The 24,530-nt window shown below is 66.0% G+C and carries 26 protein-coding genes; 9 read left to right on the top strand and 17 right to left on the bottom strand.

Annotated features, from left to right (window positions below):
* Positions 1-41: 41 nt before the first annotated feature.
* A complete protein-coding gene (locus BJI69_RS12680) occupies positions 42-1,001 on the bottom strand; it encodes an acetyl-CoA carboxylase carboxyltransferase subunit alpha (protein WP_046966337.1) in 960 nt (319 codons plus the stop codon).
* Positions 1,002-1,212: 211 nt separating this feature from the next.
* Between BJI69_RS12680 and BJI69_RS12685 the strand changes: the two genes are divergently transcribed.
* Complete coding sequence (locus BJI69_RS12685) at positions 1,213-1,809, top strand: hypothetical protein (protein ID WP_046966338.1); 597 nt, start codon at positions 1,213-1,215, stop codon at positions 1,807-1,809.
* A gap of 10 nt (positions 1,810-1,819) precedes the next feature.
* Here BJI69_RS12685 and dnaE read toward each other — a convergent pair whose 3' ends face one another.
* The 8 genes from dnaE to BJI69_RS12725 form a co-directional block, all read right to left on the bottom strand.
* Positions 1,820-5,365 (bottom strand): DNA polymerase III subunit alpha, encoded by a 3,546-nt coding sequence (dnaE, locus tag BJI69_RS12690; RefSeq protein ID WP_046966339.1) that lies wholly within the window; start codon positions 5,363-5,365, stop codon positions 1,820-1,822.
* 254 nt (positions 5,366-5,619) lie between these two features.
* On the bottom strand, positions 5,620-6,204 hold the full coding sequence (locus BJI69_RS12695; protein ID WP_046966340.1) for an NUDIX hydrolase: 585 nt from the start codon (positions 6,202-6,204) through the stop codon (positions 5,620-5,622).
* A gap of 76 nt (positions 6,205-6,280) precedes the next feature.
* Entirely contained in the window at positions 6,281-7,105 is an 825-nt protein-coding gene (locus tag BJI69_RS12700; protein WP_244465212.1) for a 5'-3' exonuclease, read from the bottom strand.
* Between the two features lie 62 nt (positions 7,106-7,167).
* Complete coding sequence (locus tag BJI69_RS12705) at positions 7,168-7,740, bottom strand: nitroreductase family protein (protein ID WP_046966342.1); 573 nt, start codon at positions 7,738-7,740, stop codon at positions 7,168-7,170.
* Positions 7,737-8,327: a DUF3106 domain-containing protein gene (locus BJI69_RS12710; RefSeq protein ID WP_046966343.1), complete on the bottom strand. Its 591-nt coding sequence runs from the start codon at positions 8,325-8,327 to the stop codon at positions 7,737-7,739. The genes BJI69_RS12705 and BJI69_RS12710 overlap by 4 nt, the downstream gene beginning before the upstream one ends.
* A gap of 5 nt (positions 8,328-8,332) precedes the next feature.
* On the bottom strand, positions 8,333-8,710 hold the full coding sequence (locus BJI69_RS12715) for a hypothetical protein (protein WP_046966344.1): 378 nt from the start codon (positions 8,708-8,710) through the stop codon (positions 8,333-8,335).
* Positions 8,707-9,330 (bottom strand): RNA polymerase sigma factor, encoded by a 624-nt coding sequence (locus BJI69_RS12720; protein WP_181016715.1) that lies wholly within the window; start codon positions 9,328-9,330, stop codon positions 8,707-8,709. The genes BJI69_RS12715 and BJI69_RS12720 overlap by 4 nt, the downstream gene beginning before the upstream one ends.
* Positions 9,331-9,427: 97 nt before the next feature.
* The gene (locus BJI69_RS12725; RefSeq protein WP_046966345.1) at positions 9,428-9,877 is read right to left on the bottom strand and encodes a hypothetical protein; all 450 of its coding nucleotides are present in this window, start codon (positions 9,875-9,877) and stop codon (positions 9,428-9,430) included.
* Between the two features lie 191 nt (positions 9,878-10,068).
* Between BJI69_RS12725 and sufT the strand changes: the two genes are divergently transcribed.
* A complete protein-coding gene (sufT, locus tag BJI69_RS12730) occupies positions 10,069-10,626 on the top strand; it encodes a putative Fe-S cluster assembly protein SufT (RefSeq protein WP_046966346.1) in 558 nt (185 codons plus the stop codon).
* 7 nt (positions 10,627-10,633) lie between these two features.
* Here sufT and BJI69_RS12735 read toward each other — a convergent pair whose 3' ends face one another.
* The gene (locus BJI69_RS12735) at positions 10,634-11,086 is read right to left on the bottom strand and encodes a DUF4279 domain-containing protein (RefSeq protein WP_046966347.1); all 453 of its coding nucleotides are present in this window, start codon (positions 11,084-11,086) and stop codon (positions 10,634-10,636) included.
* A gap of 232 nt (positions 11,087-11,318) precedes the next feature.
* Between BJI69_RS12735 and BJI69_RS12740 the strand changes: the two genes are divergently transcribed.
* Complete coding sequence (locus tag BJI69_RS12740; protein ID WP_046966348.1) at positions 11,319-13,157, top strand: M4 family metallopeptidase; 1,839 nt, start codon at positions 11,319-11,321, stop codon at positions 13,155-13,157.
* 184 nt (positions 13,158-13,341) lie between these two features.
* On the top strand, positions 13,342-14,709 hold the full coding sequence (locus BJI69_RS12745; protein ID WP_046966349.1) for a S8 family peptidase: 1,368 nt from the start codon (positions 13,342-13,344) through the stop codon (positions 14,707-14,709).
* 18 nt (positions 14,710-14,727) lie between these two features.
* On the opposite strand, the gene BJI69_RS12750 is transcribed toward BJI69_RS12745, so the two are convergent.
* The 4 genes from BJI69_RS12750 to wrbA form a co-directional block, all read right to left on the bottom strand.
* The gene (locus BJI69_RS12750; protein WP_046966350.1) at positions 14,728-15,213 is read right to left on the bottom strand and encodes an asparaginase domain-containing protein; all 486 of its coding nucleotides are present in this window, start codon (positions 15,211-15,213) and stop codon (positions 14,728-14,730) included.
* Positions 15,214-15,251: 38 nt separating this feature from the next.
* Positions 15,252-16,919, bottom strand: a complete 1,668-nt coding sequence (locus BJI69_RS12755) for an acyl-CoA dehydrogenase family protein (protein ID WP_046966351.1) — start codon at positions 16,917-16,919, stop codon at positions 15,252-15,254.
* Positions 16,920-16,983: 64 nt separating this feature from the next.
* Positions 16,984-17,322: a DUF2069 domain-containing protein gene (locus BJI69_RS12760; protein ID WP_046966352.1), complete on the bottom strand. Its 339-nt coding sequence runs from the start codon at positions 17,320-17,322 to the stop codon at positions 16,984-16,986.
* Positions 17,319-17,921, bottom strand: coding sequence for an NAD(P)H:quinone oxidoreductase (gene wrbA, locus BJI69_RS12765; RefSeq protein WP_046966353.1), 603 nt, complete (start codon positions 17,919-17,921; stop codon positions 17,319-17,321). Before wrbA ends, BJI69_RS12760 begins: the two co-directional genes overlap by 4 nt.
* An 81-nt stretch (positions 17,922-18,002) precedes the next feature.
* Between wrbA and BJI69_RS12770 the strand changes: the two genes are divergently transcribed.
* Genes BJI69_RS12770 through BJI69_RS12780 form a run of 3 tightly spaced genes read left to right on the top strand, consistent with a single transcriptional unit; the run spans position 18,003 to position 20,018 of the window.
* Positions 18,003-19,277, top strand: coding sequence for a YihY family inner membrane protein (locus tag BJI69_RS12770; RefSeq protein WP_046966354.1), 1,275 nt, complete (start codon positions 18,003-18,005; stop codon positions 19,275-19,277).
* On the top strand, positions 19,274-19,747 hold the full coding sequence (locus BJI69_RS12775; RefSeq protein ID WP_052767037.1) for a TlpA family protein disulfide reductase: 474 nt from the start codon (positions 19,274-19,276) through the stop codon (positions 19,745-19,747). Before BJI69_RS12770 ends, BJI69_RS12775 begins: the two co-directional genes overlap by 4 nt.
* A gap of 1 nt (position 19,748) precedes the next feature.
* On the top strand, positions 19,749-20,018 hold the full coding sequence (locus BJI69_RS12780) for an acylphosphatase (protein ID WP_046966355.1): 270 nt from the start codon (positions 19,749-19,751) through the stop codon (positions 20,016-20,018).
* A gap of 110 nt (positions 20,019-20,128) precedes the next feature.
* On the opposite strand, the gene BJI69_RS12785 is transcribed toward BJI69_RS12780, so the two are convergent.
* Both BJI69_RS12785 and BJI69_RS12790 read right to left on the bottom strand, forming a co-directional pair.
* A complete protein-coding gene (locus BJI69_RS12785; protein ID WP_244465202.1) occupies positions 20,129-20,575 on the bottom strand; it encodes a copper chaperone PCu(A)C in 447 nt (148 codons plus the stop codon).
* On the bottom strand, positions 20,572-21,189 hold the full coding sequence (locus tag BJI69_RS12790) for an SCO family protein (RefSeq protein ID WP_046966356.1): 618 nt from the start codon (positions 21,187-21,189) through the stop codon (positions 20,572-20,574). The genes BJI69_RS12785 and BJI69_RS12790 overlap by 4 nt, the downstream gene beginning before the upstream one ends.
* Before the next feature lie 81 nt (positions 21,190-21,270).
* On the opposite strand from BJI69_RS12790, the gene BJI69_RS12795 reads away from it, so the two are divergent.
* Positions 21,271-21,654, top strand: coding sequence for a DUF423 domain-containing protein (locus tag BJI69_RS12795; RefSeq protein ID WP_046966357.1), 384 nt, complete (start codon positions 21,271-21,273; stop codon positions 21,652-21,654).
* Between the two features lie 28 nt (positions 21,655-21,682).
* On the opposite strand, the gene BJI69_RS12800 is transcribed toward BJI69_RS12795, so the two are convergent.
* Complete coding sequence (locus BJI69_RS12800; protein ID WP_046966358.1) at positions 21,683-23,179, bottom strand: transglutaminase-like domain-containing protein; 1,497 nt, start codon at positions 23,177-23,179, stop codon at positions 21,683-21,685.
* A 125-nt stretch (positions 23,180-23,304) separates the two neighbouring features.
* On the opposite strand from BJI69_RS12800, the gene purT reads away from it, so the two are divergent.
* Positions 23,305-24,486: a formate-dependent phosphoribosylglycinamide formyltransferase gene (purT, locus tag BJI69_RS12805; protein WP_046966359.1), complete on the top strand. Its 1,182-nt coding sequence runs from the start codon at positions 23,305-23,307 to the stop codon at positions 24,484-24,486.
* Positions 24,487-24,530: the final 44 nt, after the last annotated feature.

Genomic DNA, 24,530 nt, shown 5'->3' on the forward strand with positions numbered 1-24,530 from the left:
GCATGGAAGCCCGATGGTACCCCGCCGCGATGTGTCGAAGCTCAGCCTTCGGTGAAGGCGCCGTAACCGCGCAGACGCTGGTAACGCTTCTCGAGCAGCTTATCGACGCCGAGCGTTTCGAGTGCATCGAGCTCGTTGAGCAGCACGGCCTTGAGGCGAATCGCCATGGACTGGGCGTTGCGGTGTGCACCACCCAGCGGTTCGCGCACGATCTTGTCGATCAGGCCATTTTCGAGCAGGCGCGGGGCCGTGAGACCCATGACTTCGGCGGCGTCCTTGGCCTTGTCGGCGCTCTTCCACAGGATGGAGGCGCAACCTTCCGGGGTGATGACGGAGTAGGTCGAGTACTGCAGCATCAGCGTGCGATCGCCGACGCCGATGGCGAGTGCGCCGCCGGAACCGCCTTCACCGGTCACGGTGCAGATGATCGGCACGCGCAGTTCGGCCATCTCGAGCAGGTTCCGGGCGATGGCCTCGGACTGCCCGCGTTCTTCGGCATTGATACCTGGCCACGCACCGGCGGTGTCGATGAAGGTGAACACCGGGATGCCAAAACGCTCGGCCATCTTGAACAGGCGCAGCGCCTTGCGGTAACCCTCGGGGCGCGGCATGCCGAAGTTGCGCTTCACCTTGGCCTTCGTGTCGCGGCCCTTCTGGTGGCCGACGATCATCACGGAGCGGCCGTTGATCCGGCCGAGGCCGCCGACGATCGCCTGGTCGTCCGCGAACATGCGGTCGCCCTTGAGCTCGTGGAATTCCTCGCACATGGCCTGGATGTAATCCAGCGTGTACGGGCGTGCCGGATGGCGCGACACCTGGCTGACCTGCCAGGGCGTGAGGTTGCGGAAGATCTCGGCGGTCTTGATCTTCAGCTTTTCACGCAGGCGGCCTACTTCCTCGTCGATATTGAATGCCTGCCCGCTGCTGGCGTGGCGAAGCTCTTCGATCTTCGCTTCCAGCTCGGCAATGGGTTGTTCGAAATCGAGGAAGTTGGGATTCATGAAATAGGGTGCATCCGGGCAAGACCGCTGATTATACCTAGTGGCGCCCGGCGCGGTGTGCGCAAGGGTACGGACGACAGAGGATCGGTGTAAGTGATTGAGCGGATTTCTGAAATCCGTGTAGGTCGACCGCCTGATCAGGCGTTGGGCTCGCCCGCGATGCAGCCCTCCATGCTCCAATCGCCTCACCCCCAACCATCAAGGAATGATGATGCGCAAATCCCTCCCCGCCTTCCTGCTCGCGTCCGCTGTCGCCCTGGGTGGCACCGGCACGGCCCTGGCCGGCGATCCCGGGCGGCTTCCGGACCTCCCGGCCTGTGTCCTCGGGCAGGCCTACGATGGCGCCTGCCTCCTGCCCCTGAAGGACGGTCAGTTCACGGACGGCAGCCTGTCGTCCTGGCGTCGCGTCGGTCTGCCGGGTCACGGTGTCGACCCCGACGGCATGACCTATGCGGCCCTGCCGACGGGCAGCGGCATCTCGCAAGCGGTCTACGCCCATACGGGCCAGAATACGGCCGATGCCGTCTATGCCGTGCGCTTTCGCGTCCGCGCCGAGCACGATCAGGCGCAGGTACGCGCCACGCTCTCGATGAGCACCGACCAGGGTGCTGGCAGGGTTGTCCTGGGTCACATCACCAGCACGGCGCAGGCGGAGGAATGGAGCACCGTGGCATTGAGCGTGCAGGGTCGCCCTTACGCCGCCCCGGCACACGTGCTGCTGGAAATCGAGAACGAAGGCGGCGCGCACACGACCGTGCAGGTGGACGACGTCGCGCTCGTCCAGAACACCGACGTGGACGTGCTCTGATCGGAACGGCTTAGTCGGCCGGCCGCACCAGTCGCAACTCGGTGCCCAATACTCCCGGCAAGGCGCGCAGTGTGCGCATCAGGTCGGGCAGGGCACGTACCCGCCAGGCCTCGCCCAGTTCGAAGCTGGCCTGGCCGGTGTCGTTGCGGTAGCCCGAGAGCATCAGCGGCGTGCGGCCGCCGCGATACGCCATGAGGGCCTGACGCAGGTGCTGTGGAAAATCCGGACCGATGCCGTTGAGTCGCAGCGTCAGCAGGCGGCCGAAGTGTTCCATGGCATCGGACAAGGCATAGGCCTTGCGCGCACGCAATTGATACCCGCCGGCGAAGTCGTCGATACGCAGGCCACCCTCGACGACGATGAGGGTGCCCCGCGTAAGCAGGGGTGCCGCCTCGGTGAATACTTCGCGGAAAAAGCTCGTTTCCAGCAGGCCGGTGGCGTCTTCGATCTGTACGAAGGCATCGCTGTCACCGCGCTTGCGCATGCCCACCACCATGCCGGCTACCGTCCACGGCGTTTCCGGGCCACGACGGAAACGGCTGGCGTTTTCATCGTCGTCGTTGCGACGTGGTTTGGGCGGCTGGTAGCGCTGAGGGATCTCGCCGATCGGGCAGCTCGACAACTGGGCGAGCTCGCCCTTCCATGGGTCGGTCGGATGGCCGGACAGGTAATGGCCGAGCGTATCGTGCTCACCCTGCAACAGCTGTTCGAGCGGCCATTCCGGCACGGCGCCGGAGAGTTCGATGATGCTCGGCGTTTCCGCCGCGCCAAAGGCGTTGCCGAAGATATCGACCTGGCCGGAAGCGCGGTTCTTCGCTTCCTGGTCGGCGGCGCGCATCGCTTCGGGCAGGTGCATGACGAGGGTGGCGCGGTTCTCGCCGAGTCCGTCGAGCGCGCCGGACTGTACCAGCGCCTCCATCGTGCGCTTGTTGAGCTTGTTCGAGCCGACGCGCTGGCAGAAGTCGACGAGACCCCGGTACGGGCCCTTCGCCTTGCGCTCGGCGACGATCTCCTCGCAGATGCCCTGGCCCACGCCCTTGATCGCGCCGAGGCCGTAGCGCACGACCTTCGGCTCCACCGCTTCGAACATCCAGTCCGAGGCGTTGACGTCCGGCGGTAGCACCTTGATGCCGATGGTGCGGGTTTCTTCGAGGAAGGTGACCGCCTTCTCGGTGTTGTCCATGTCCGACGAGATCGTCGCGGCCATGAACTCGGCGGGGTAGTGCGCCTTCAGCCAGGCGGTCTGGTAGGACACCAGCGCATAAGCCGCGGCATGCGACTTGTTGAAGCCGTAGCCGGCGAACTTCTCCATGAGGTCGAAGATCGCATCGGCCTTGATCGAATCGATGCCATCCTTCGCCGCGCCTTCGCGGAAGGTGGCGCGATGCTTGACCATCTCCTCGGCTTTTTTCTTACCCATCGCACGGCGCAACAGATCGGCGCCGCCGAGCGTGTAACCGCCGACGATCTGCGCCATCTGCATCACCTGCTCCTGATAGACCATGATGCCGTAGGTCTCTTTCAGGATGGGCTCGACGCGCGGATCCGGATACTCCACCGCTTCGCGGCCATGCTTACGCGCGCAGAAGCTGGGGATCAGGTCCATCGGGCCGGGGCGGTACAGGGCCACCAGGGCGATGATGTCTTCGAAGCGATCGGCCTGGGCATCCTTGAGCATGCCCTGCATGCCGCGCGACTCGAGCTGGAAGACGGCGACGGTCTGCGCCTTCTTCAGCAGGTCGTAGACCTTGGGATCATCCAGCGGCAAGGCTTCGATCACCAGTGCTTCGGTGCCTTCCTTCGCGCGACGCTTGTTGATCGCCTTGACGGCCCAGTCGATGATCGTCAGCGTGCGCAGGCCGAGGAAGTCGAACTTCACCAGGCCGACCGCTTCGACATCGTCCTTGTCGTATTGCGTGACGACGCCTTCGCCGCTCGCTTCGCAGTAGAGCGGCGCGAAGTCGGTCAGCGGCGTGGGAGCGATGACGACGCCGCCTGCGTGCTTGCCGGCATTTCGCGTGAGGCCTTCGAGGCTGAGCGCGAGGTCGATCAGCTGGCGCGGTTCTTCCTCCTGCTCATAGACATCGCAGAATTCCTTGACGATGCGGTCCGGCTCTTTCTTCGACTTCTCGGTGCGGCCGAGCGCGTCGCCCAGTGTGAGGTCGAGAGGGCGGTTCGGAATGAGCTTGGCAAGGCGATCCACCTGGCCGTAGCCCATGCCGAGCACGCGACCGGAGTCGCGAAGCACGGCCTTCGCCGCCATCGAGCCGTAGGTGATGATCTGGCTGACGTGGTCGCGGCCGTATTTGCGCGCGACATAGTCGATCACCTCGTCGCGGCGATCCATGCAGAAGTCGATGTCGAAGTCGGGCATCGACACGCGTTCGGGATTGAGGAAGCGCTCAAACAGCAACTCGAACTGGAGCGGATCCAGATCGGTGATCTTGAGCACCCAGGCGACGAGTGAACCCGCACCGGAACCGCGGCCCGGACCGACCGGAATACCGTTGTCCTTACCCCAGCCGATGAAGTCGGCCACGATCAGGAAGTAGCCGGGAAAGCCCATGCCGATGATGACGTCGACTTCGCGGTCCAGGCGCGCCTGGTAGTCCTCGCGCGTCTTTCCCGCGGCGAGCGGATGCACGGCGAGGCGTTCTTCGAGGCCGGCCTGGGCCTGGGCACGAATGAAGGTGTCGAGCGTGTGGCCTTCGGGCACCGGGAAGTTCGGCAGGAAGTATTCGCCGAAGGTCAGTTCGAGGTTGCAGCGCTTGGCCAGTTCGACCGTGTTCTCGAGGGCTTCGGGAATGTCGGCGAAGAGCGCTTCCATCTCCTCGGCACTCTTGAAGTATTGCTCCTCGCTGTAATCGTGCGGACGCTTCGGATCGGCGAGCACGCGACCCTGGTTGATACAGGTGCGGGCTTCGTGGGATTCGAAACCCTCGCGCTCGAGAAAGCGCACGTCGTTGCTGGCGATGACCGGCAGCTCGTAATCGCCGGCGAGGGCCATGGCGGCACGCACCCAGTCTTCCTCGTGCTGGCGACCGGTACGGGTCAGCTCGAGGTAGAGGCGATCGGGGAACAGGCGGCGCAGCGATTCCAGACGGAGGCCGGCGGCGGGCAGGCCGGCGCCGAGGGCGACACGTGCGAGCTCGCTTTCCCGCCCAACCACGGCAATCAGGCCGCGCACGCTCTCGGGGTGCATCCAGGTAGCGTCGACGAGCGCGCGACCGGTGCCCTGGCCTTCACGCCACGCACGGGAGACCAGGCGCGACAGGTTGAGGTAACCGTCGCGGTCCTGGCACATCAGGGTCAGGCGCCAGGGGCGCGGATCGTCCGGACTCGATACCCAGACGTCGCAGCCGGCGATGGGCTTGATGCCCGCTGCCGTGCACTGCTTGTAGAACTTGACCAGGCCGAAGAGGTTGTTCTCATCGGTCAGTGCGACGGCAGGCATGCCGGTACGCACGCAGGCAGCGACCAGCTGCTTGATGCGGATGGTCGAATCGACCAGCGAGTACTCGCTGTGCAGGTGAAGATGGGCAAAGCGAACAGACATGGGCGGCGCCGGGTGAAGCAGAGGGAAGGCTAACCGGGGTGGGGGTTGTCAGCAAGAATTGACATTGCGGTTACCCCACCCATGGACCCTACCTGTGGGAGCCGCTTTAGCGGCGATCCCGCGGCAGCGGGCCAGATTACTGGCACCTGCTGGCTTCCTCCGATGAGGACCGAGGCCAGCAACCTGAAGGAGGCGCTGCTGCGCAGCGGGTTTATTCATTATTCGCCGATGAATCGGCTCCCACATGTATTTGATTAGCGCATGTGCGCTTCGGGGTGATCGATGAACCACAGCCCGGCGAACAGCTTGGCGTCGATCGAGAAGCCCTCGGCAGCCCGGTCGAACAGCCACTTGCCGGCTTCGGCGCGCGGCACTTCGTGCACGATGATGTTTTCGGTTTCATCGCCGCCGCCCTGGCCGACGCGGACGAGGTCCCAGGCGCGGGCGAAGGCGATCATCTCGGTGCTCATGCCAGCCGACGACGGGCCCTCGTGAATGAACTCGATCTTGCCGCAGGCGTAGCCGGTTTCTTCCTCGAGTTCACGTCGTGCGGCGATCAGCACGTCTTCGTCTTCGGCGTCCGCGAGATCGCCGACAAGGCCGGCGGGCATTTCGATGGTGTTGGCCAGGATCGACACGCGGTACTGCTCGACAAAGACGACCTTGTCGTCGGGCGTCACCGCGAGAATGATCACCGCGCCGCCGGGATTGTTCCGCTCGGCGTACTCCCAGCGACCGCGACGCTTCAGGGTCAGCCACTTCGCCTTGTGCAGCACCTCTTCCGGTGCGCTGGCGTCGTCGGGGATCGGCGAGGCGTGGGGCAACGGGCTGGTCTGCATGGTCGGGCTCCTGGAGGGTGGATACGAAGTATCCGACCAAGGGTAGCGCGGCCGTGTGACGTTGGGTGGAATCCTCTCAGATCAGCGCACGCAGCCGCGAGCGGGTGAGCGGCCCGAAGCGCAGGCGTTCACAGAGTTCGTCGAGCGTGGCCGCTTCACCTTGACGGCGGCGTAGCGCATCGGCGGTCTCGGCCACCGCGATGTCGAGGGCGATCCGGGTCAGTCGGCGGCACATCAAGGCCTGCTCGGCGTGTTCGCGCAGGCGGGCCGCACAGGCGGCCGCACCGCGGATGCGCAGATACGGGACCTCATCGATCCGGTCCAGCACCGCGTCGAGGCTGCCGAAGTGGGCGAGCAGCGCCGCCGCCGTTTTTGCGCCTATGCCGGGTACGCCGGGGATGTTGTCGACGGCATCACCGCAGAGGGCGAGGTAGTCGGCCACCTGGTGCGGGTGAACGCCGAGCTTGTCGAACACGCCGCTCGGCCCCCAGCGGACGTTCTTGGCGAAATCCCACTGTTCGTCGTGCTCGCCCAGCAACTGGCCGAAGTCCTTGTCGGCCGAGACGATGACGCCGCGGAAGCCATGCGAACGCAGGCCCCACAACGCGCTGCCGATGAGGTCGTCGGCTTCGTACTGATGGTCGTTGAGCACGCTCAGGCCCAGGGCCGCGGATATTTCACGGCAGACCGAGAACTGGCGCACGAGCTGCGGCGGTGGCAGCTCGCGATTGGCCTTGTAGGCCGGGTAAATCGCGTTGCGGAACGACGTGGTGAGCGAGGCATCGAAGGCGACGGCGACATGCTCCGCGCGGCTACGCTCCAGCAGCTCGCACAGGAACCGCGTGAAGCCGTGCACGGCATTGACCGACTCGCCATCCTGGTCGTGGAACTCGTCCGGCATCGAATGCCAGGCGCGGAAGACGTAGAGACTGCCGTCGACCAGGTGGACGAGCGAATCGCCGCTCACGGCGACCACACGCTCACGATATCGTCGTAGGCCGGGCGATCCCGCTCGGGTGCGTCCATCGAGGGCGTGCCGATGTGCAGGAAGCCGATGACGTGTTCGTGCTTCTTCATCCCGAGCAGTTTGGCCACGCTGCGATCGTAGGCGGCCCAGCCGGTGAGCCACTGCGCGCCATAGCCGAGCGCCTGGGCGCCCAGCAGCACGTTGTACGCCACGCAGCCTGCGGTGAGGTTCTGTTCGAGCTCGGGCACCTTGCTCTCGTCGTCGATCTTTGCCGAGACGACGAGCACCAGCGGCGCGTGGTCGTAGCGCCTCAGTTCTTTCTCGCGCTTGGCCTCGGAGAGGTCGGGATTGGCCTCGATGGCGAGCTTTGCCAGTTCGGCGCCGAATTGCCGCTTGGCGTCGCCGCGCAGCACGCGGATCCGGAACGGCTCCAGCTTGCCGTGGTCCGGCACCCGGATCGCGGCTTCGAGCAGGCGCTTGAGGGCGGCATCGTCGGGCGCCGGTTCGCCGAGCTGGCGCGAGGGCACGGAGCGGCGACGGTCGAGGAGGTCCAGCGTGGTTTGCGTCATCCGCCCAGTTTAGCGGAACCGTCCGGCGGTGGCCCACGCTCGCCCGGCCTGTCGCCGCGAGGCGGCGGGGGCGGGAGGGCGTCGTTCGGCCCCATATTGTCGATGGCCTGGCGGCGCTGCTCGGGCGTCTGGTTGCGCCACTTCTCCATCAGCGCCTGTTTTTGCGCCGGGGAAAGGGTGCGGAACCGTTCGAAGGCGTCGTGCAGCTTGGCGCGCTGCTCCGGGCTGAGGTCCTGGAATTTCTGCTGGTTCTTGCGCGCTTCCGCGCGCTCTTCCGGCGTCATGTGCTGCCAGCGATCGATACGCTCGCGGATTTCGGCGCGGCGTTCCGGCGGAAGACCTTTCCAGCGCTGCGCCATTTCGAGCATGTGCGACTGCTTCCGGGCGGGGAAGCTGTCCCAGTCGTGCGCGACCGGGGACAGGATGTCCTTTTCATCAGGCGTCAGCTGGCTCCAGGGGCGCGGCGGCACCTGCGGCTGCTCGCTGGTAGGCCAGGCCCCGCCCGGCGGCGGACGATCCTGGGCCGTGGCGGCGAGAGGCGCAGCCAGGGCGAACACGGTGGCGATGATGAAGGGAACGCGGCGCATGGGGATCACTTATGGGCAGCGGACGGCTGCGTGTCGTTGTAGGCCAGCCAGCTGTAGAACTGCAGGTTCTGGTACAGGGCGGGATCGGCGCTGTCCGGGTCCGGCGGCAGATCGGTCGCCTCGGTATCCGCTGACTGCATGACCGCCGGCGGTGCCGCCGGAGGTGCCGCACCGGGCTGCCAGAGCATCAGCGACGCCAGCGCAACGACGGCGAAGGCGCCGGCGGGCAGCATCATGCGCCGCGCTGCGGATTCATGCGGTGCGGCCAGTGCCGTGCGGCGCGCTGCGCGCAGGCGGCCGGCCGTGGCCGGATCCACATCGCGGCTGGCGCGCAGGTAGAGTTCCCGGGCGCGACGTTCGAGGTCTCGATCGTGCTGGCTCATCGCCATGCCTCCAGTTGATCGCGCAGCGCATGCATCGCGCGCGAAAGGTGAGTCTTCACACTACCGTCGGAACAACCCATGACGGCTGCCGTTTCGGCCACGTCCAGGCCTTCCATGATGCGCAAGGTGAACGCCTCGCGCTGGCGCTGTGGCAACTTGCGCACCGCGACAACGATGTCGCCATAGGCTTGCGAGTCCTGCAGGCGGGCGGATGGGTCCGGACTGTCGTCGGCGGGCTCCCAGGCCGGAAGCTCGTCGCCGTCGTCGTCGCGGCCCCCGCCGATCCAGCCGACGATGATCGAGCGCACCTTGCGGCGGCGCTGCAGATCGACGATACGGCGGCGGAGGATGCCCCAGAACAGCGGGGTCCACTCGCCCGGTGGCTTGTCGGCGTAGTGACGGACCAGGCGCAACATCGCGTCCTGGACCGCATCCATGCCGTCTTCACGGTTACCCAGATGGATCTCGGCCATGCGCCAGGCGCGACGCTCGATAGCCGCCAGGAAGGCGTCCATGCTCGCGGGGACCTCGCGGACATCGTCGAGGGATGCGCTGTCGAGCGCGAGCGAGCCGTTCACGGCGCCCTTCGCTTCGTCGGTCTTGGCATCCTGATGCTCCATACAGCCTGAATCTCTCCGGTAAACGCGGTCGGCGACCGCCGGTTGACTGGTTCCGCACCCGCCATCTTCATGGGCCGGGCATTTACGGCCTATGAAGTCAGGAGCGCCCGGGTGGACGACGGCCGATCGGCCAGGCGACGAGGGCGGCGAGCAAGGCGCCGGCGACGTAGAGAAACAGGTCCCAGGGGCCTTGGGCCAGGCGCGCCAGTTCGAGGAGCATGCCCGCCCCGGCGTCATGGATGGCCTGGCCGAAGCCGATACCCATCATCCCCGAGATGGTCGCCGCCGCCACCAGGCAGGCGGTATAGGCCGATGCGAGCAGGGTGGCGAGCGCGGCCAGGGCCGAGCCCAGTCCACGCTCGATGCCCAGCCAGCGCCGGACCACGATACCCAGCACCCAGCCCACCGGAAGCACCAGCGCGGGCAGGGCGCGGCCGAACATCATCGACGGCACCATCCAGACGGCACCGGCGGCGAATCCGAACGCGGCGGCGCAAAAGGCGCCAAAGAGGAGGCCGGGGAGGCGGCGGAAACGCTCAGCCGGCATGGTGTTCCTTCCGATGGCGCATGGGATCCGGGGTCGGGCAAAGGGGGGCAATGATAGCGGGCCGGCGGCCGGCGCGCTCTTGAGGCGGTCGGCCATCGCCCCGATCTACCCTGCAGGATGGTTACCGTCGGCTCCCGGCGGGCGCATAATCGACGACTTTGCGGCCGCGGCGCGGCCTTTACAGGACAGCAATGAGCGGTTTCAGCCTTAGCAGCGAACCTTTCACCCTCGAGCGCGACTGCCAGGCGGTCATGGTGCCCCAGGGCGAGACGGTGACGCTTCCGGCCGGCCAGATCGGCTACATCACCCAGGCCCTGGGTGGCAGCTTCACTGTGTATGTGGAAGGCAACCTGTTCCGCATTGCCGGCGGCGATGCCGACGCGCTCGGCAAGGAGCCGCCCCGCCCGATCGAACTGGAAGACGGCGCCTCCGACGACGAGGTCGAGAAGCTGGTCTGGCAGCAGTTGCGTACCTGCTTCGATCCCGAGATTCCGATCAACGTGGTGGAGCTGGGCCTGGTCTACGACGTCAGCCTGGAATCCAGCGACGAAGGCGTCCGCAAGGCCTACGTGAAGATGACCCTGACCGCGCCCGGCTGCGGCATGGGCGACATCCTCGTCGACGATGTGCGCACCAAGCTCGAACTTATCCCGACAGTCGCCGAAGCGGATGTCGACCTCGTCTTCGATCCGCCCTGGAACCATTCGATGATGTCGGACGCGGCCAAGCTCGAGACCGGCATGCTCTGAGCGGGCGTCAGGCGACCGGGGATACCGCGATATCGGCTTCCAGCGAGGCTTCATAGAGCGCCACGGTCCGGATGTTCACCGGTGACCAGTAGCAGGCCGGCACACGGTCGCCGGCGACCTGCACGTGCAAACCAAAATGCGCGTCGAGTTCCAGGCTGCGGATGGTCGCGACGATATCGTCCCGGTGCGGGGCAAGCACGGCCAGCAGCTGGCTGAGGGCATCGTCGAGCGAATACGTTCGTTGCTCGGGCAGGTCCACGCACCAGCCGTGGCTGCGACGCTGCAAGGTATCCCCCTCCGTTTCCCCGCGCTGCCAGCACCGGGCACCTGCCACGCCCAGTTCGTCGAGCAGGTGATCGAGGGTATGCCGCTCCGATGTGAGCCGGAATGAGGCACGTACCGAGGGGGTCATGTGGCGGAGGTCGAGGTCGATATCGGTCGGCTGCGTCATGGCGTTCATCTTCGCAAGTTCGTGTAATGGATCCGTGCGTCGCTTCGCGGTTCCGGCGGTTTCCTAGGGAAATCCCTAGGTAGTCGACCGCGAGAACTTGCGTTAGGTTGACAAGGACTTTCGGCAGGGGGGCCGAAGGTTGCAACGGGCATCGCGCTTCGGCGCGTCAATCATATCGTTCGGAATGTGGTCCACACGACCGCAATGGGTTCGTGTGGCCTGTTCCTGGAGGAGGAACGTAATGGCAAGTCATGTTCGCTTGAAACTCCTGGTCGCTTCGCTGGCCGTCGCCACCTGTTCCGTCGCTTCGGCGGCTACCGAACAGGCGCTGCGCGCGCAGAGTCTGGGAGCCATCCCCGCCAGCCAGCTGGCCGCAAAGCTCGGCCTCTCCGCCGATAACGCCTTCGTCGCCAGGAACGCGCTACCGACCGTCAGGGGTACGCAGACCGTTCGCATGCAGCAGACCTTCAAGGGCGTGCCTGTCTTCGGCCGGAGTATCGCCGTGGAGCAGGATGCCCAGGGTAACTCGCTGGTCGCCAACGGGGTGGTCACGTCCGATCTGCAGGTCGACCTGGCGTCGGTGACGCCGAAGATCGACGCGGCTCGCGCGGTGGCGCTGCTTGGCAAGCAGGCGACGGCACTGGCCGGTGCGGTGGCCAAACCCGAGAACGCCAAGGCGGATCTCTACGTCTATCCCGGTGATGGTGTCCCGGCACGCCTGGTTTACCTCACGTCGTTCTTCTCCGGAGGCGACCATCCGACGCGTCCCACGGCACTGATCGACGCCAACACGGGCGCGATCATCGAGCAGTGGGATGGCCTGACCTATGCCGAAGTGAACGCCACCGGTCCTGGCGGCAATCAGAAGACCGGCCAGTACACCTGGGGTGCCGGCGGTAAACCCGCCTTGATCGTGACGCAGTCGGGTAACACCTGTACGGCGCAGAACACGAACGTGAAGACATACAACCTCAACCACCTCACGTCCGGTGCCGGCACGTTGTGGAGTTTCACCTGTTTCAATTCCACCGGTGACGCGATCAACGGCGCCTACGGACCGATCAACGACGCCCATCACTTCGGTGGCGTGGTGCACGACATGTACACCGCGTACACCGGTGCGGCACCGCTGAACCAGGTGCTGGTGATGAAGGTGCATTACGGTAACAGCTACGAAAATGCGTTCTGGGACGGCAGCTCGATGAACTTCGGCGACGGTGCCAACACGTTCTATCCGCTGGTGGCCCTGGACGTGACTTCCCACGAAATCAGCCACGGTTACACCGAGCAGCATTCGAACCTGACCTATAGCGGCCAGTCCGGCGGCATGAACGAAGCCTATTCGGACATCGCCGGCGAAGCGGCCGAGTATTACGACCGCGGCACCAATGACTTCCTCGTCGGTGCGGATATCGTCAAGGCCAGTGCCGGAATCGGCACCGCACTGCGTTACATGTGCAATCCGCCGCAGGACGGTGGCTCGATCGGCAACGCTTCCGATTACACCAGTGGCCTCGACGTGCATTACTCGTCCGGCGTCTACAACAAGGCCTTCTGCCTGCTGGCGAAGACGACCGGTTGGGACACGGTGAAAGCCTTTAAGGTATTCGCTCGCGCGAACGCCTTGTACTGGACGGCGAGCTCCACGTTCAACAGTGGCTCGTGCGGCGTCGCCAGCGCGGCGACCGACCTGGGCTTCTCGGCCACGGATGTCGCCTCGGCGTTTACCGGCGTCGGCGTCACCTGCTCGACGGGTGGCGGCGGTGGTGGTGCCTTGACCAATGGCGTCGCCAAGACGGGGCTCGCCGGCAGCACCGGCCAGGAGCTCAGCTACACCGTGGTGGTCGCGGCTGGCGCCAAGAACCTCGTCATCGCCACGAGCGGCGGCACGGGTGACGCGGATCTCTACGTGAAGTTCGGTTCCGCTCCGACCACGTCGAGCTACAACTGCCGTCCGTACAAGGCAGGCAATGCCGAGTCGTGCACCTTCGCGACGACCCAGGCTGGCACGTACTACGTCAAGGTCCGCGGCTACTCCGCTTTCTCGGGTGTGTCGTTGAAGGCTACCTGGACGCCGTAAGCGTCTGATCGTGTGTTCCCTGAGGCCCGGCGGCGACGCCGGGCCTTCTTTGTGGGGAAAAACTGACGCAAGTCCGGCGTCATTCGCACGCGGGTAGTCGGGGCGTTGCGAATGTTTGTGATGGCAGGTGTCTTCTAGTTTGTTTCGACCGGCGCATCGAAGCGCTCTGTCGAAGGAAAGCGTCATGTCGAAATGCTCGGGTTCGCCCCTTGCCGTCGTTGCCCTGTGCCTTTCGGTAAGCACGCCCGTCGTGGCCTCGGACGGAACGACGACCCGCTACATCGTCCACTTCGAGGACGTCCTGGTCGAGAAGGCCATGGCAGACGAGGCGGCGCCCGCCACGATGTCGCGCCCTTCGCCTTCGCCTTCGCCTTCGCCTTCGTGGCATCGGGGTCGTCTTGCGACGGGTGGTGAAGTCATGGAACTTACCGCCGCCGAGGCCGACGCCGTGGCGGCGTCGGCGGGTGTCGTCGCGGTTGAGGAAGATCGCATGGTCACCCCGGCGGGCGGCATCGTCGATTCGCTCTGGCGGCGCCAGTGGTATATGCACGATCCGAAGGTCGGTATCGATGCAACGGTCGCATGGGTCGATACGCGCGGCGACGGAGCGGTGGTCGCCGTATTGGATACGGGCATCACGGCGCACCCGGAATTCGACGGCCAGCTGCTTCCCGGCTACGACTTCATCACCGATGCGCAAGGGGCGCGCGATGGCGACGCGCGCGACGCCGACCCTACCGACGAGGGCGACTGGACCGAGCCTGGGGACTGCGGATCGAGCCGGAGTGAGCCTTCGACGTGGCATGGGACGCATGTCGCGGGCATCGTCGTCGCGAGGGCCGGCAATGTACAGGGTATCGTTGGCGTGGCACCCGAGGCCAAACTCGTCCCGGTGCGCGTCATGGGCCACTGTGGCGGCAGACTTTCCGATGTGGCGGATGCCATCGTGTGGGCTTCCGGCGGTGAAGTGGCCGGCATACCCAGCAGGCCCCCCGTCGACGTCATCAACCTCAGCCTGCGCCTGCACGGCGCCTGCGGCGTGGCCATGCGGCGCGCCATCGAACAGGCGCGCAGCCGGGGCACCGCCGTGGTGGCGGCCGCAGGTAACGATTCGATCCTGGCTTCCACCGTGTCGCCGGCAAATTGCCCGGGCGTCATTTCAGTCGCCGCGCTCAATCGCGACGGCGGCATGGCGTGGTACTCGAACTACGGCGACGGCGTCACGGTGGCCGCGCCGGGCGGCTCACTCGGGCAGTTCGGCAGCGACGACATCGTTTCGTCGGTCGACGCGGGCGCGCGTACCCGCCAACGGCCCATCTTCAAGTACTACGCGGGCACATCGATGGCGGCGCCACAGGTCGCCGGCCTGGTCGCGCTCATGCGGTCGGCCGATCCGCTCATCGGCGTGGACGAGATCACGACGCAGCTGGTCGACAACGCCAGGCCGCTGCCTGGTCCCTGCCCGAAAGGTTGCGGAGCAGGGCTGATCGATGCGGGAGCGACGGTCGACGCGGTGGTCGAGGATCGGGTGCTCCCCCGCCCCGGCACGTGAATGGCCGATCCGGGGGCGTCAAATCGCTTCGAAGCGATTCGCGTCGCGATTCTTGCGTACGGTGGCCGGGTCCCATACGCGGCCGTTCATGGCGATGTACACACCATCGTCCAGCGATTGCACCGCGCCGACGGCGCAGCCAATGTTGAACACGGCGTCGGAGCCCTGGAAACGCGCTGGGTTCAATGCGCCGGTCAGGACGATGACCTTGCCGGGGATGCCAGCCAGCACGCGCGCCGTCTCGACCATCGTGTCGGTGCCGTGGGTGACCAGCACGTGGCGGTGCGGTTGGGCTTCGATCGTGCTGCGCATCAGCGTGCGATCTTCGTCCGTCACATGCAGGCTGTCCTTGCGCAGGATCGGAATCACGTCGAAGCGGAACGCGACGCCGAGCTGCTGGAGGATATCGGCGATCTGCGGGCTACCGATCTGGTAGTCCGATTTGTCGTCGAAGTAGACCTTGTCGATCGTGCCGCCGGTGGTAACGATGGTGAGCTGCTGCATGTCAGACCTGGGAAGCCGGGTAACGCGGGGCAGCCATTCTACCGCGTGACCGGGCCGGTCATGGGCAGTACGTCGGTCGCGAGCAGGATGTCCTCCTCGTTATCCGGCAGAGCCAGCCTGTCGAGGCCGCGAGCGATGAAGCGCCGGGCGGCTGCCGAGGCCCGTGTGTCGCCGCTCGCGCTCGACCATCCCGCCGAGCGCACCAGCAAGGCCGCCGCCATCGTGCGCGCCAGAGTGTAGGCGACGCCCCGCGCAGAGGCTTCGAGCGAGGCGCGGTCCGCGACGACGTCGCCGAGCAGGGCCTCGGTGGCGTCGAGGGCGACGTTGATCGGCGTCCGCTCGGCGGCGCCAGGATCCACCAGTGCATCGATGGCGACCCGCAACGGTGCGATGCCGGTGCTGCCGATGGCGCGCAGCATGTCGAGCGAGAGGACATTGGTCGTGCCCTCCCAGATGGCGTAGACCTGGGCATCGCGCAACAACTGCGGTAGGCCCGTGTCCTCGATGTAACCGGCGCCACCGAAGCATTCGAGCGCTTCGGAAACGACGCGGATCGATACTTTCGCCGTCCACAGCTTGGCCAGCGGCGTGAGCAGGCGAAGCAGGGCGGCCTCGTGCGCGGCGCCTTCTCCGTGCTCGGTGCGACCCAGCAACTCGGCGACGAAGAAGGTGAGCGAGAAGGCGGCTTCGAACTCGGCCTGCATGTCGGCCAGTGTGCGGGCATGTAGCGGATGGTCGATCAGGCGCGCTCCGAACGCGCTGCGCCGTGTGGCGTAGTCGCGCGCGAGCGAAATGGCACGGGCCATGCTCGCCACGGCGCACACGGCGTTCCAGGTCCGGGTGACATTGAGCATCGGCGCGATCTGGCGCACGCCGTGGTCGAGGGATCCCACCGGCGTCGCGGGCAAACCGTCGAGATGGATCTCCGCCGTCGGCAGTTCATGGGTGCCGAGTTTCTTTTTCAGGCGATCGATCGTGATACCGCGCCATGCTCCCCGATCATCCCTGGTTTCCACGTAGAACAAGGCGAGTGCCGATGTGCCGTGACCCGCGCCGTCAGGCCGGGCCAGGGCCAGGGCGGCTTCGCCGACCACGGCCGAGCTGAACCACTTGCGGCCGTACAGGCGCCACTGGCCGTCGGCGTCCTGTCGGGCAACGGTTTCCGTGCGGCCGACATCGGAGCCGCCCGGCGTTTCGGTCATCCACTGTCCGGACAGCCAGAACGTCGCGGCATCTCGGCTGAGGAAATGCGGTAGCGCGCGTTCGATCAGTGCGCGGTTGCCCGAGGCGCGAATCGCCGTGGCGGCGCCGTCGGTCATGGCCAGCGGGCAGCAATAGAACTCGCTGGCGATGTGATACAGGTAAACACGTGCGAACTCTTCCACGCGCGCCCAGGGCGACGCGTCATGACCGGAAGCGAGCACGGCATGGCGGGTGGTGACGCCGGGACCTTCTTCCCATGCGGGTGTGAGAGCGATGCGATCCACGCGGACGCCCCACGCATCCCACGAGGTGAGGATGGGTTCGGTGCGCGGTGTGCGGCCGCGTCGATCCCAGGCCATGACCGCGTAATCGCCGAGGGCGTCGAGGTCGGCACGGATCGCGTCGAGCCGTTCGGCGGGCAGGACACGGCCGAGCCATGCGGTCAGTACACGGTCGTTGCGATAGGGGTGCGCCAGTCGAGGCGCGTCCTGCAGAAAAGCCATCGTGGCATCCTCTCCGTCGGTCAGCGGGCCTAGCGTGCACCGATGACTTTGCAGAGTCCATCGACTAGCGCCGCCGGCGAACACCCACGCCGAGCGTGCCGATGAGCAGCAGGGTCAGCACGAGCTCGATCACACCGAGCCAGCGGTCGGGCCCGCCACTCCACGTCTCGGTGACGCCATGGCAGAAATAGAACAGCGCCAGCACGCCGACCCAGAGCAGGGCGCGTGTCACCCGCGGCAGCGATAGCAGGGGCAGGAGCAGTGGCGGTACGGTGATCGCGAAGGCGACCCAGGTCGGGATCGATACCGGCGGATACAGCGAGTACCACAGCACCTGGAGCAGGAAGAGGCCGCCCCATGCCCACAGCCCGGTCTTTTGCGTGCCAGTGAGGGGCACGCTCATGCGGGCGTCGCCAGCCGCCGCGCCACGTCGGCCAGTCGACGTCCCAGCGCGCGGGCGAGCTCCCGCTCGTGCTCGCTGATGGTGTTGTCCCCGCGACCGCCGGCCACGTGACTGGCGCCATAGGGCGTGCCGCCGCTGGTCGTGCTGGTCAGCGCGGGCTCGGTGTACGGAATGCCGACGATCAGCATGCCATGGTGGAGCAAGGGCAGGGCCATCGACAGCAAGGTGGCTTCCTGGCCACCGTGCATCGTGCTGGTCGAGGTGAACAGGGCGGCTGGCTTGCCGGCCAGCGCGCCGGAGGCCCATTCCGCACCGGTGGTATCGAGAAAATACTTCAACGGCGCGGCCATGTTGCCGAAACGCGTGGGGCTGCCCATGGCCACACCCACGCACTCGAGCAGATCGGCGCGGGATACGTAAGGAGCACCCTCGTCCGGCTCGGGCGGCATGGCGATTTCGGTCACCGGCGCCACCGGCGGCACCTGGCGCAGGCGTGCCCGCATGCCCGGTACTTCCTCGATCCCGCGGGCAATGAGGCGTGCGAGCTGGGCCGTGTGGCCGCTACGGCTGTAGTAGAGTACGAGGACGTCGTGGGACATGGATGGGCGCCTGTGCGAAGGCGCTAGTCTCGCAGAACTGCCACACGTTCCCAATGTTTCGGGACAGGATTAAGGACAGACATGCCGCCGCTTCGCTTCGACCGCGACCGCGCCCTGAGCTTCACCCGCTTCACGTGGCTGCGCTTCGTCGACGATAAATGCTTCGAGACGGCCGGTGCGCTGTCGTACACGACGCTCGTCTCGCTCGTGCCGCTGACCGTTGCCGTGTTCGCCATTCTCTCGGCGTTCCCGGTGTTCGCCGAGTGGCGCGGCAGCCTGGCCAACTATGCGTTCCAGAACTTCGTGCCGGCCACGGGCATCAAGATCCAGGAGTACATGCTGGCCTTCGCCGACAAGGCCAGCCAGCTGACCGGCATCTCCATCCTGGTCATGCTGTTCAGCGCGGTGTCGATGATGATCAGCATTGAAGACCGCATGAACCGCATCTGGCGGGTGCGCAAGCCGCGAGGGTGGACGTCGCGTCTTTTGCTCTACTGGGCGGCACTCACCCTCGGACCCATCCTCGTCGTCGGCAGCCTGGTGCTCACCTCGTACATCACCGCGTTCCCGATGCTGCATGCGGCCGCGGACCAGATCGCCACGCAGAGCCGTCTGCTCAATTTCCTGCCGTTCGTCATCACCTTCGTCACCCTGGTGCTGATGTACACCATGGTGCCCAACCGCCGGGTCGACTGGCGGCACGCCGGCATCGGTGCGCTGCTGGGCGCGATCCTGTTCGAGATCGCGCGCTGGGGCTTCACGCTGTTCATCCGTAACGCGCCGACGTACGAAGAAATCTACGGCGCGCTCGCGGCGATCCCCATTTTCCTGCTGTGGATCTACCTCTCCTGGATCATCGTGATCCTCGGTGCGTCGATCGCCGCCTCGATTTCCGCGTTCGAATACACCATGCCGCAGGAAGCCTTGCCCGAAGGGGCGGAGTTCATCGGCTTGCTGGTGGTGCTGCAGCATTTCGTCGAGGCGCAGCGCGCCGGTGATAGCGTGGATCCCGCCACGGTTCGCGTCCGTGCCCCGTACCTGCCGTCGAGCGCGATCACCTGCTACTTCGACGATCTCCAGCGCGCGGACATGATCCAGCGCGGCGAAGCCGGTGGCTGGCTGCTCACCCGCAGCCTGGATTGCACCGAGCTGCTTCGCGTGTACCGTTGCACGTCGTATCGCCTGCCGCTGCATCCGCGCGAGCAGGTGGAACGCCTCGGCATCTATCTCCCCACCGAGCTGCTCGTGCTGCTCGATCACCTTGCCGCCGCGCTGGACGCGACGCTGGGTGCGCGGCTCGACCAGCTCTTTCCCCCCGCTGTCGTCAGTGTTTCCATCGAGGACTCTCCCGCATGATTCGCCGCTTTCTCGCCGTCGCTCTCGCCGCGCTCGTACTCACGGGTCCCGCGGTCGCTGTCGCGGCCGCCACGCCCGATCTGAAAGTCACCACCCTGGACGGCAAGCCGTTCGATCTCGCCGCGCAGCATGGCAAATGGGTGGTGGTTAACTACTGGGCTACCTGGTGTGTGCCGTGCATCAAGGAAATGCCGGATATCTCGGCGTTCGTGAAGAACCACAAGAACGTCACGGCGATCGGCCTCGCCTTCGAAGATACCGATGCGAAGGACATCCGTGCCTTCGTCGCCAAGCACCCCGTCGTGTACCCGATTGCCCAGGTCGACGTCATGGATCCGCCGAAAGCGTTCGAGGCGCCGAAGGGCCTGCCGACGACGTACCTGATCGCACCGGACGGCACGGTGGCCAAGCGATTCGTCGGCCCCGTGACCGAGCAGAGCCTCGGCGAGGCCATCAGCAAGGGGAAATGAGATGAAAGCCGCTCGCTTCATCGTCAGGGGAAAGGTGCAGGGCGTGTTCTTCCGTGCCTCGGCACGCGAGAAGGCGACGGCACTCAAACTCACCGGCCACGCCCGTAACCTGCTGGATGGCAGCGTCGAGGTGGTCGTCTACGGCGAGGCAGCGGCGATCGACCGGTTCGAAGTGTGGCTGCACGATGGCCCGGACTCGGCCGAGGTCAACGAGCTGTACCGCGAAGATCTCGGCGCGCACGACGCGCCGAGCGAATTCATTACCCGGTAGCGCCACCGCTTCTGTGGGAGCCGCTTCAGCGGCGACCCCGCGGCAGCGGGGAAGGGTGCGGCAAGCACCCAATCGCCGATGAATCGGCTCCTACAAAGAGCCCGCGCGACTTAGTCGGTCGGGCCGGACGCATTGGCGGGGCGCGCCAGCAAGGTGACGGGAAGCTTCCCGCCATCGGACAGCGCAAAGGTCACGACGATCTTGTCGCCCGGCTTCACCGGGTGTTTCGCCTCCATCAGCATCACGTGGTAGCCGCCCGGCGAGAAGGCCAGCTTGCCCTTCGGCGGCAGCGGCACGCTGTCGACCATTTCCATGCGTCCCATGCCACCGTCGGTGCTGCTGCGATGGACCATGGCCTCGGCATAGTCCGGCGACGACGCACCGACGATCGACACCGCGCGATCGGACAGGTTCTCGAAGCTCACGTAGCCGCCCGCGGGCAAGCTTCCCGGCAGGACACGCAGCCAGCCATCGCTGGCCTTGACCGAAGGTGCGTCCGCGGCTTGTGCGGCGCCGGCAACGAGCATCACGGCGATGGCGAGCGATCGGAAAGTCACGGTTGGGCTCCCAGTGAAGTGAGGAGGTGCAGGTCGTGCACCATGTCGTCCTGTGATGCGGAAGGCGTGGCCAGCAGGCGGGCCTTGCCCTCGGCATCGAAGAAATAGATGGCCGAGCTGTGGCTCACGTCGTAGGCACCATTGCCACGGTCCGGTTCGCGGGTGAAGGCGGAACGATAGCGCTTGGCCAGCGCTTCGACGTCGGCGTCCGAACCGACCAGGCCGACGGCGCGCTTGTCGAAGGCGTTGACGTAGGCGTGCATGATCTCCGGCGTGTCGCGCTTGGGATCGACGCTGACGAACAGGATGCGGACCTTGTCGGCCGGCGGGCCAAGACGATCCAGGACCACGTGCAACTGGGTCAGTGTCAACGGGCAGACATCCGGGCAATGCGTGTAGCCGAAGTACATGAGGGTGACCTTGCCCTTGAAGTCGGCCCCGGTCACGGCCTTGCCGTTGTCATCGGTCAGCCGGAAGTCGAGGTCGGGCAGGTGGCCGGACACATCGGTCAGCCGCCACTCGGGTTGCGGCTGGCGCTGGCAAGCGCTCACGCCGACGAGGGCGATCAGGATCAGCAAGGCCCACAGGACCCGGCGGGAGAACAAGGGCTTCATGCGACACTCCGCGACATATCCCGCAAAGGATACGCCACCCGTGCCGGCCTACAGGCACCTCCTTCACCTGGAACGATCCGGATGCGACAACATGTCAGCGGCGCGCAAGCCCTTCTCGCCGGCATCGCCGGCGCCTCCGCGGTGGCGCTCGGCGCGTTCGGTGCGCACGCACTGCATGGCGTGGTGGACGAGCACGGCCTGGGTATCTGGCACACCGGGGTGGAATACCACTTCTGGCACGCGCTGGCGTTGTTCGTCGCGGTGATCGGGCTGCCGTCCGGCCGGGCCCGGTCGGTGGCGATCGCTCTGTTCTCGCTGGGCATCGTGCTGTTTTCGGGCAGCCTCTATGCGTTGGCCGTGGGTGCGCCGCGGCTGGTGGGACTGGTGACGCCAGTGGGCGGCGTGGCATTTATCGGTGGGTGGATCGCTGCGGCGATGTCGTTACGGGTGGCGCCCGCTCCGTAGCATCGCCGCTGAAGCGGCTCGCACACGATCAGTCGGATCCCTTGCCGCCGTTGGAGCTGGCCGTCATCCCGGAGGGCACGGGCATGTCCATCAGGTTCGACGCGGCGATCGCGCGATTGATGGTGATGTGACCCAGGGTGCTCATCGCAGCAAAGAAGCGCCAAGGGTCACCATTGCCGACGCCCAGCGCGATGTGGGTCGAGTCGAACCGGCGCTGCGCCGAATCGAAGCTGATCCAGCGTCCGTTGATGAAGGCCTGCGTCCAGGCATGGGGAATGAAGACGCGCGACGCACCGCCCATGCGCTCGACATAGACGATGCCGGTGACCACGCGCGCCGGGATGCCGACGGCCCGCGCCAGGGCTGTCAGCAGGACGGCGTGTTCAGTGCAGTCACCGTTCCGGCTTTCCATGGTTTCCAGGGCTGATGCGTAACCGACATCGAGTCCTTTCCGTGAGATGTAATCCGAGATGTAGGAGCGAAGTCGGCGCATGCGCTGGAGATCGCTGGTCGCGTCGCCGACGATCTGTTTTGCGAACGCACGGATCTGCGGTGAATCCGATTGCACCCATGCATTGGGTGCGATGTCTTCGGGGGAGGGCGCCGCCTCGTCGCTCGTCATATGGCCGAAGCCGACGTCGATCGTGTAGACACCATCGCCGATCGCGGTGACATGTTGCTCGTCGGTTTCAACGAAGGGCTGCGGGAAGTTGCCTCGTACCGTGATCGTGTAGCGCACAGGCGCAGCACGCAGCGCCATGACCATCGGGCGCGGCGACTGGATCATGGCCGCGCGGAGCAGGTCGACGTCCTGGTCGGGCGCCTTCGCGCAGGCCTCGCTGCATGCGGCCATTTCCAGGCGAAAGCCGAGCATCGGCGAGATGCCGCGGCGAATGTAACCCTGGTTGTCGACCCAGATATCGACGCTGCGATCGCCCGTGAAGCCCACCAGTGACTGTCGCAGGTGATGCAGGGTCTCGCGGTTGCCATCGGGCATTTCGATCACTTCATCACCGATGACGAGCACATCGACGGTGGCCACCTGTTGCTTGACGGCATCGAAGTTGCGGATCTGGTACGTCGTGCCCTGTCGGAACCCATGGGCCACCATGGACAGGCGCTGTCCTTCGGCCAGTGACGCCCCGGTAGGCCAGATCAGCAGATTGACCTTCGACTGGCCGCCCACCGTATTGGCCACCTGGAAAGCCCCATCGTCACGGACCTCGCCCTGCACCAGGTTCTGCTGCGAGGACATGTTGGTCGTGGCGTAGAACGCGAGCGGGGCACCCAGCGCGGACTCCAGGGTCTGGATCCGGGTCTGGAGCAGGATCGGCGTGTGCACACGGGTGAGACGGAAGTTGAGCACCTGGGTCGTGGTCACCTTGTCGCCCGTCGCGTCGCGGTCGATCTGCAGGCTGCCGACCTTGCGGCCGTCGAGGAGAACGGTCATCCAGCGCTGATCCGCCAGGGCCGAGGTGGCGGTCAGACACAACAGTACGGCGACGGCGGCAAGACGACGTCTCATGATCGTACTTCCGGATTGTTGGGGACAGCTTCATAACAGCACTTTCGTGGCTGGAGTCAAGTCCCCCATTGGTCGTGTCCCGGCCCGGTAGAATAGGGGCTTCGAATTCCCTCCGGACCCACCCCATGACCAGCTTCGGCACCCCGCATTCCCCTAACGCCCTGAAGGTGCTTCTGCTGGGGTCCGGTGAGCTCGGCAAAGAAGTCGCCATCGAACTGCAGCGCTTCGCCGTCGAGGTGATCGCGGTGGACCGGTACCCGAACGCGCCGGCCATGCAGGTTGCCCACCGCAGCCACGTCATCGACATGCTGGATGGTGCCGCCCTGCGCAAGCTGATCGAAGAGGAGCAGCCGCACCTGGTCGTTCCCGAGATCGAGGCCATCCACACGCAGACCCTCATCGAGATGGAGAAGGAGGGCCTCAGGGTCATCCCCACCGCCAAGGCCGCGTGGCTGACCATGGATCGCGAGGGCATCCGCCGCCTTGCCGCGGAAACGCTCGGCCTGCCGACCTCGCCTTACCGGTTCTGTGACACGCACGAGGCGTTTCTTACCGCCATTGCCGAGCTCGGCACGCCGTGCGTGGTCAAACCCGTGATGAGCTCGTCGGGCAAGGGGCAGAGCGTCGTGCGTCAGCCGGGCGATGCGGACGCGGCGTGGGAATACGCGCAGTCCGGCGGCCGCGCCGGTCGCGGTCGCGTCATCGTCGAAGGCTTCATCGACTTCGACTACGAAATCACCTTGCTCACCGTACGTCATCGCGATGGCGTGTCGTTCTGCGCGCCCATCGGCCACCGCCAGGAAGAAGGCGACTATCGCGAATCATGGCAGCCGCAGCCGATGAGCGAGGAGGCGCGCGCTTCCGCCGAGCGCCAGGCCGACGCGATCACGGCCGCCCTGGGCGGCTGGGGCGTGTTCGGTGTCGAATTCTTCGTGCGTGGCGATGACGTCATCTTCTCCGAGGTCAGTCCGCGCCCCCACGACACCGGTCTGGTCACCCTGATCTCGCAGGACCTTTCCGAATTCGCCCTGCACGCGCGGGCCATCCTTGGCCTGCCCGTGCCCGAAATCCACGCGTTCGCACCAGCCGCCTCCTGTGCCGTCCTCGTCGAAGGCGAGGGCGCGGCCCCGATGTACCACGGCGTCGCGGAGGCCCTGGCCGAGACGGGCACGATGTTGCGCATCTTCGGTAAGCCGGAAGTGCGGGGTCGCCGCCGCATGGCCGTGACCCTGGCCCGCGGCGCGACCGTGGAAGAGGCGCTCGACAAGGCCAAGCGCGCGGCCAGCCGCATCCGCGTCGAGCTTTGAACGGCCGTTCACACCCCGATGTTAAGCTGCTGCGCTCCTAGGGA

The sequence above is a fragment of the Luteibacter rhizovicinus DSM 16549 genome, from assembly GCF_001887595.1.
GTDB lineage: Bacteria > Pseudomonadota > Gammaproteobacteria > Xanthomonadales > Rhodanobacteraceae > Luteibacter > Luteibacter rhizovicinus.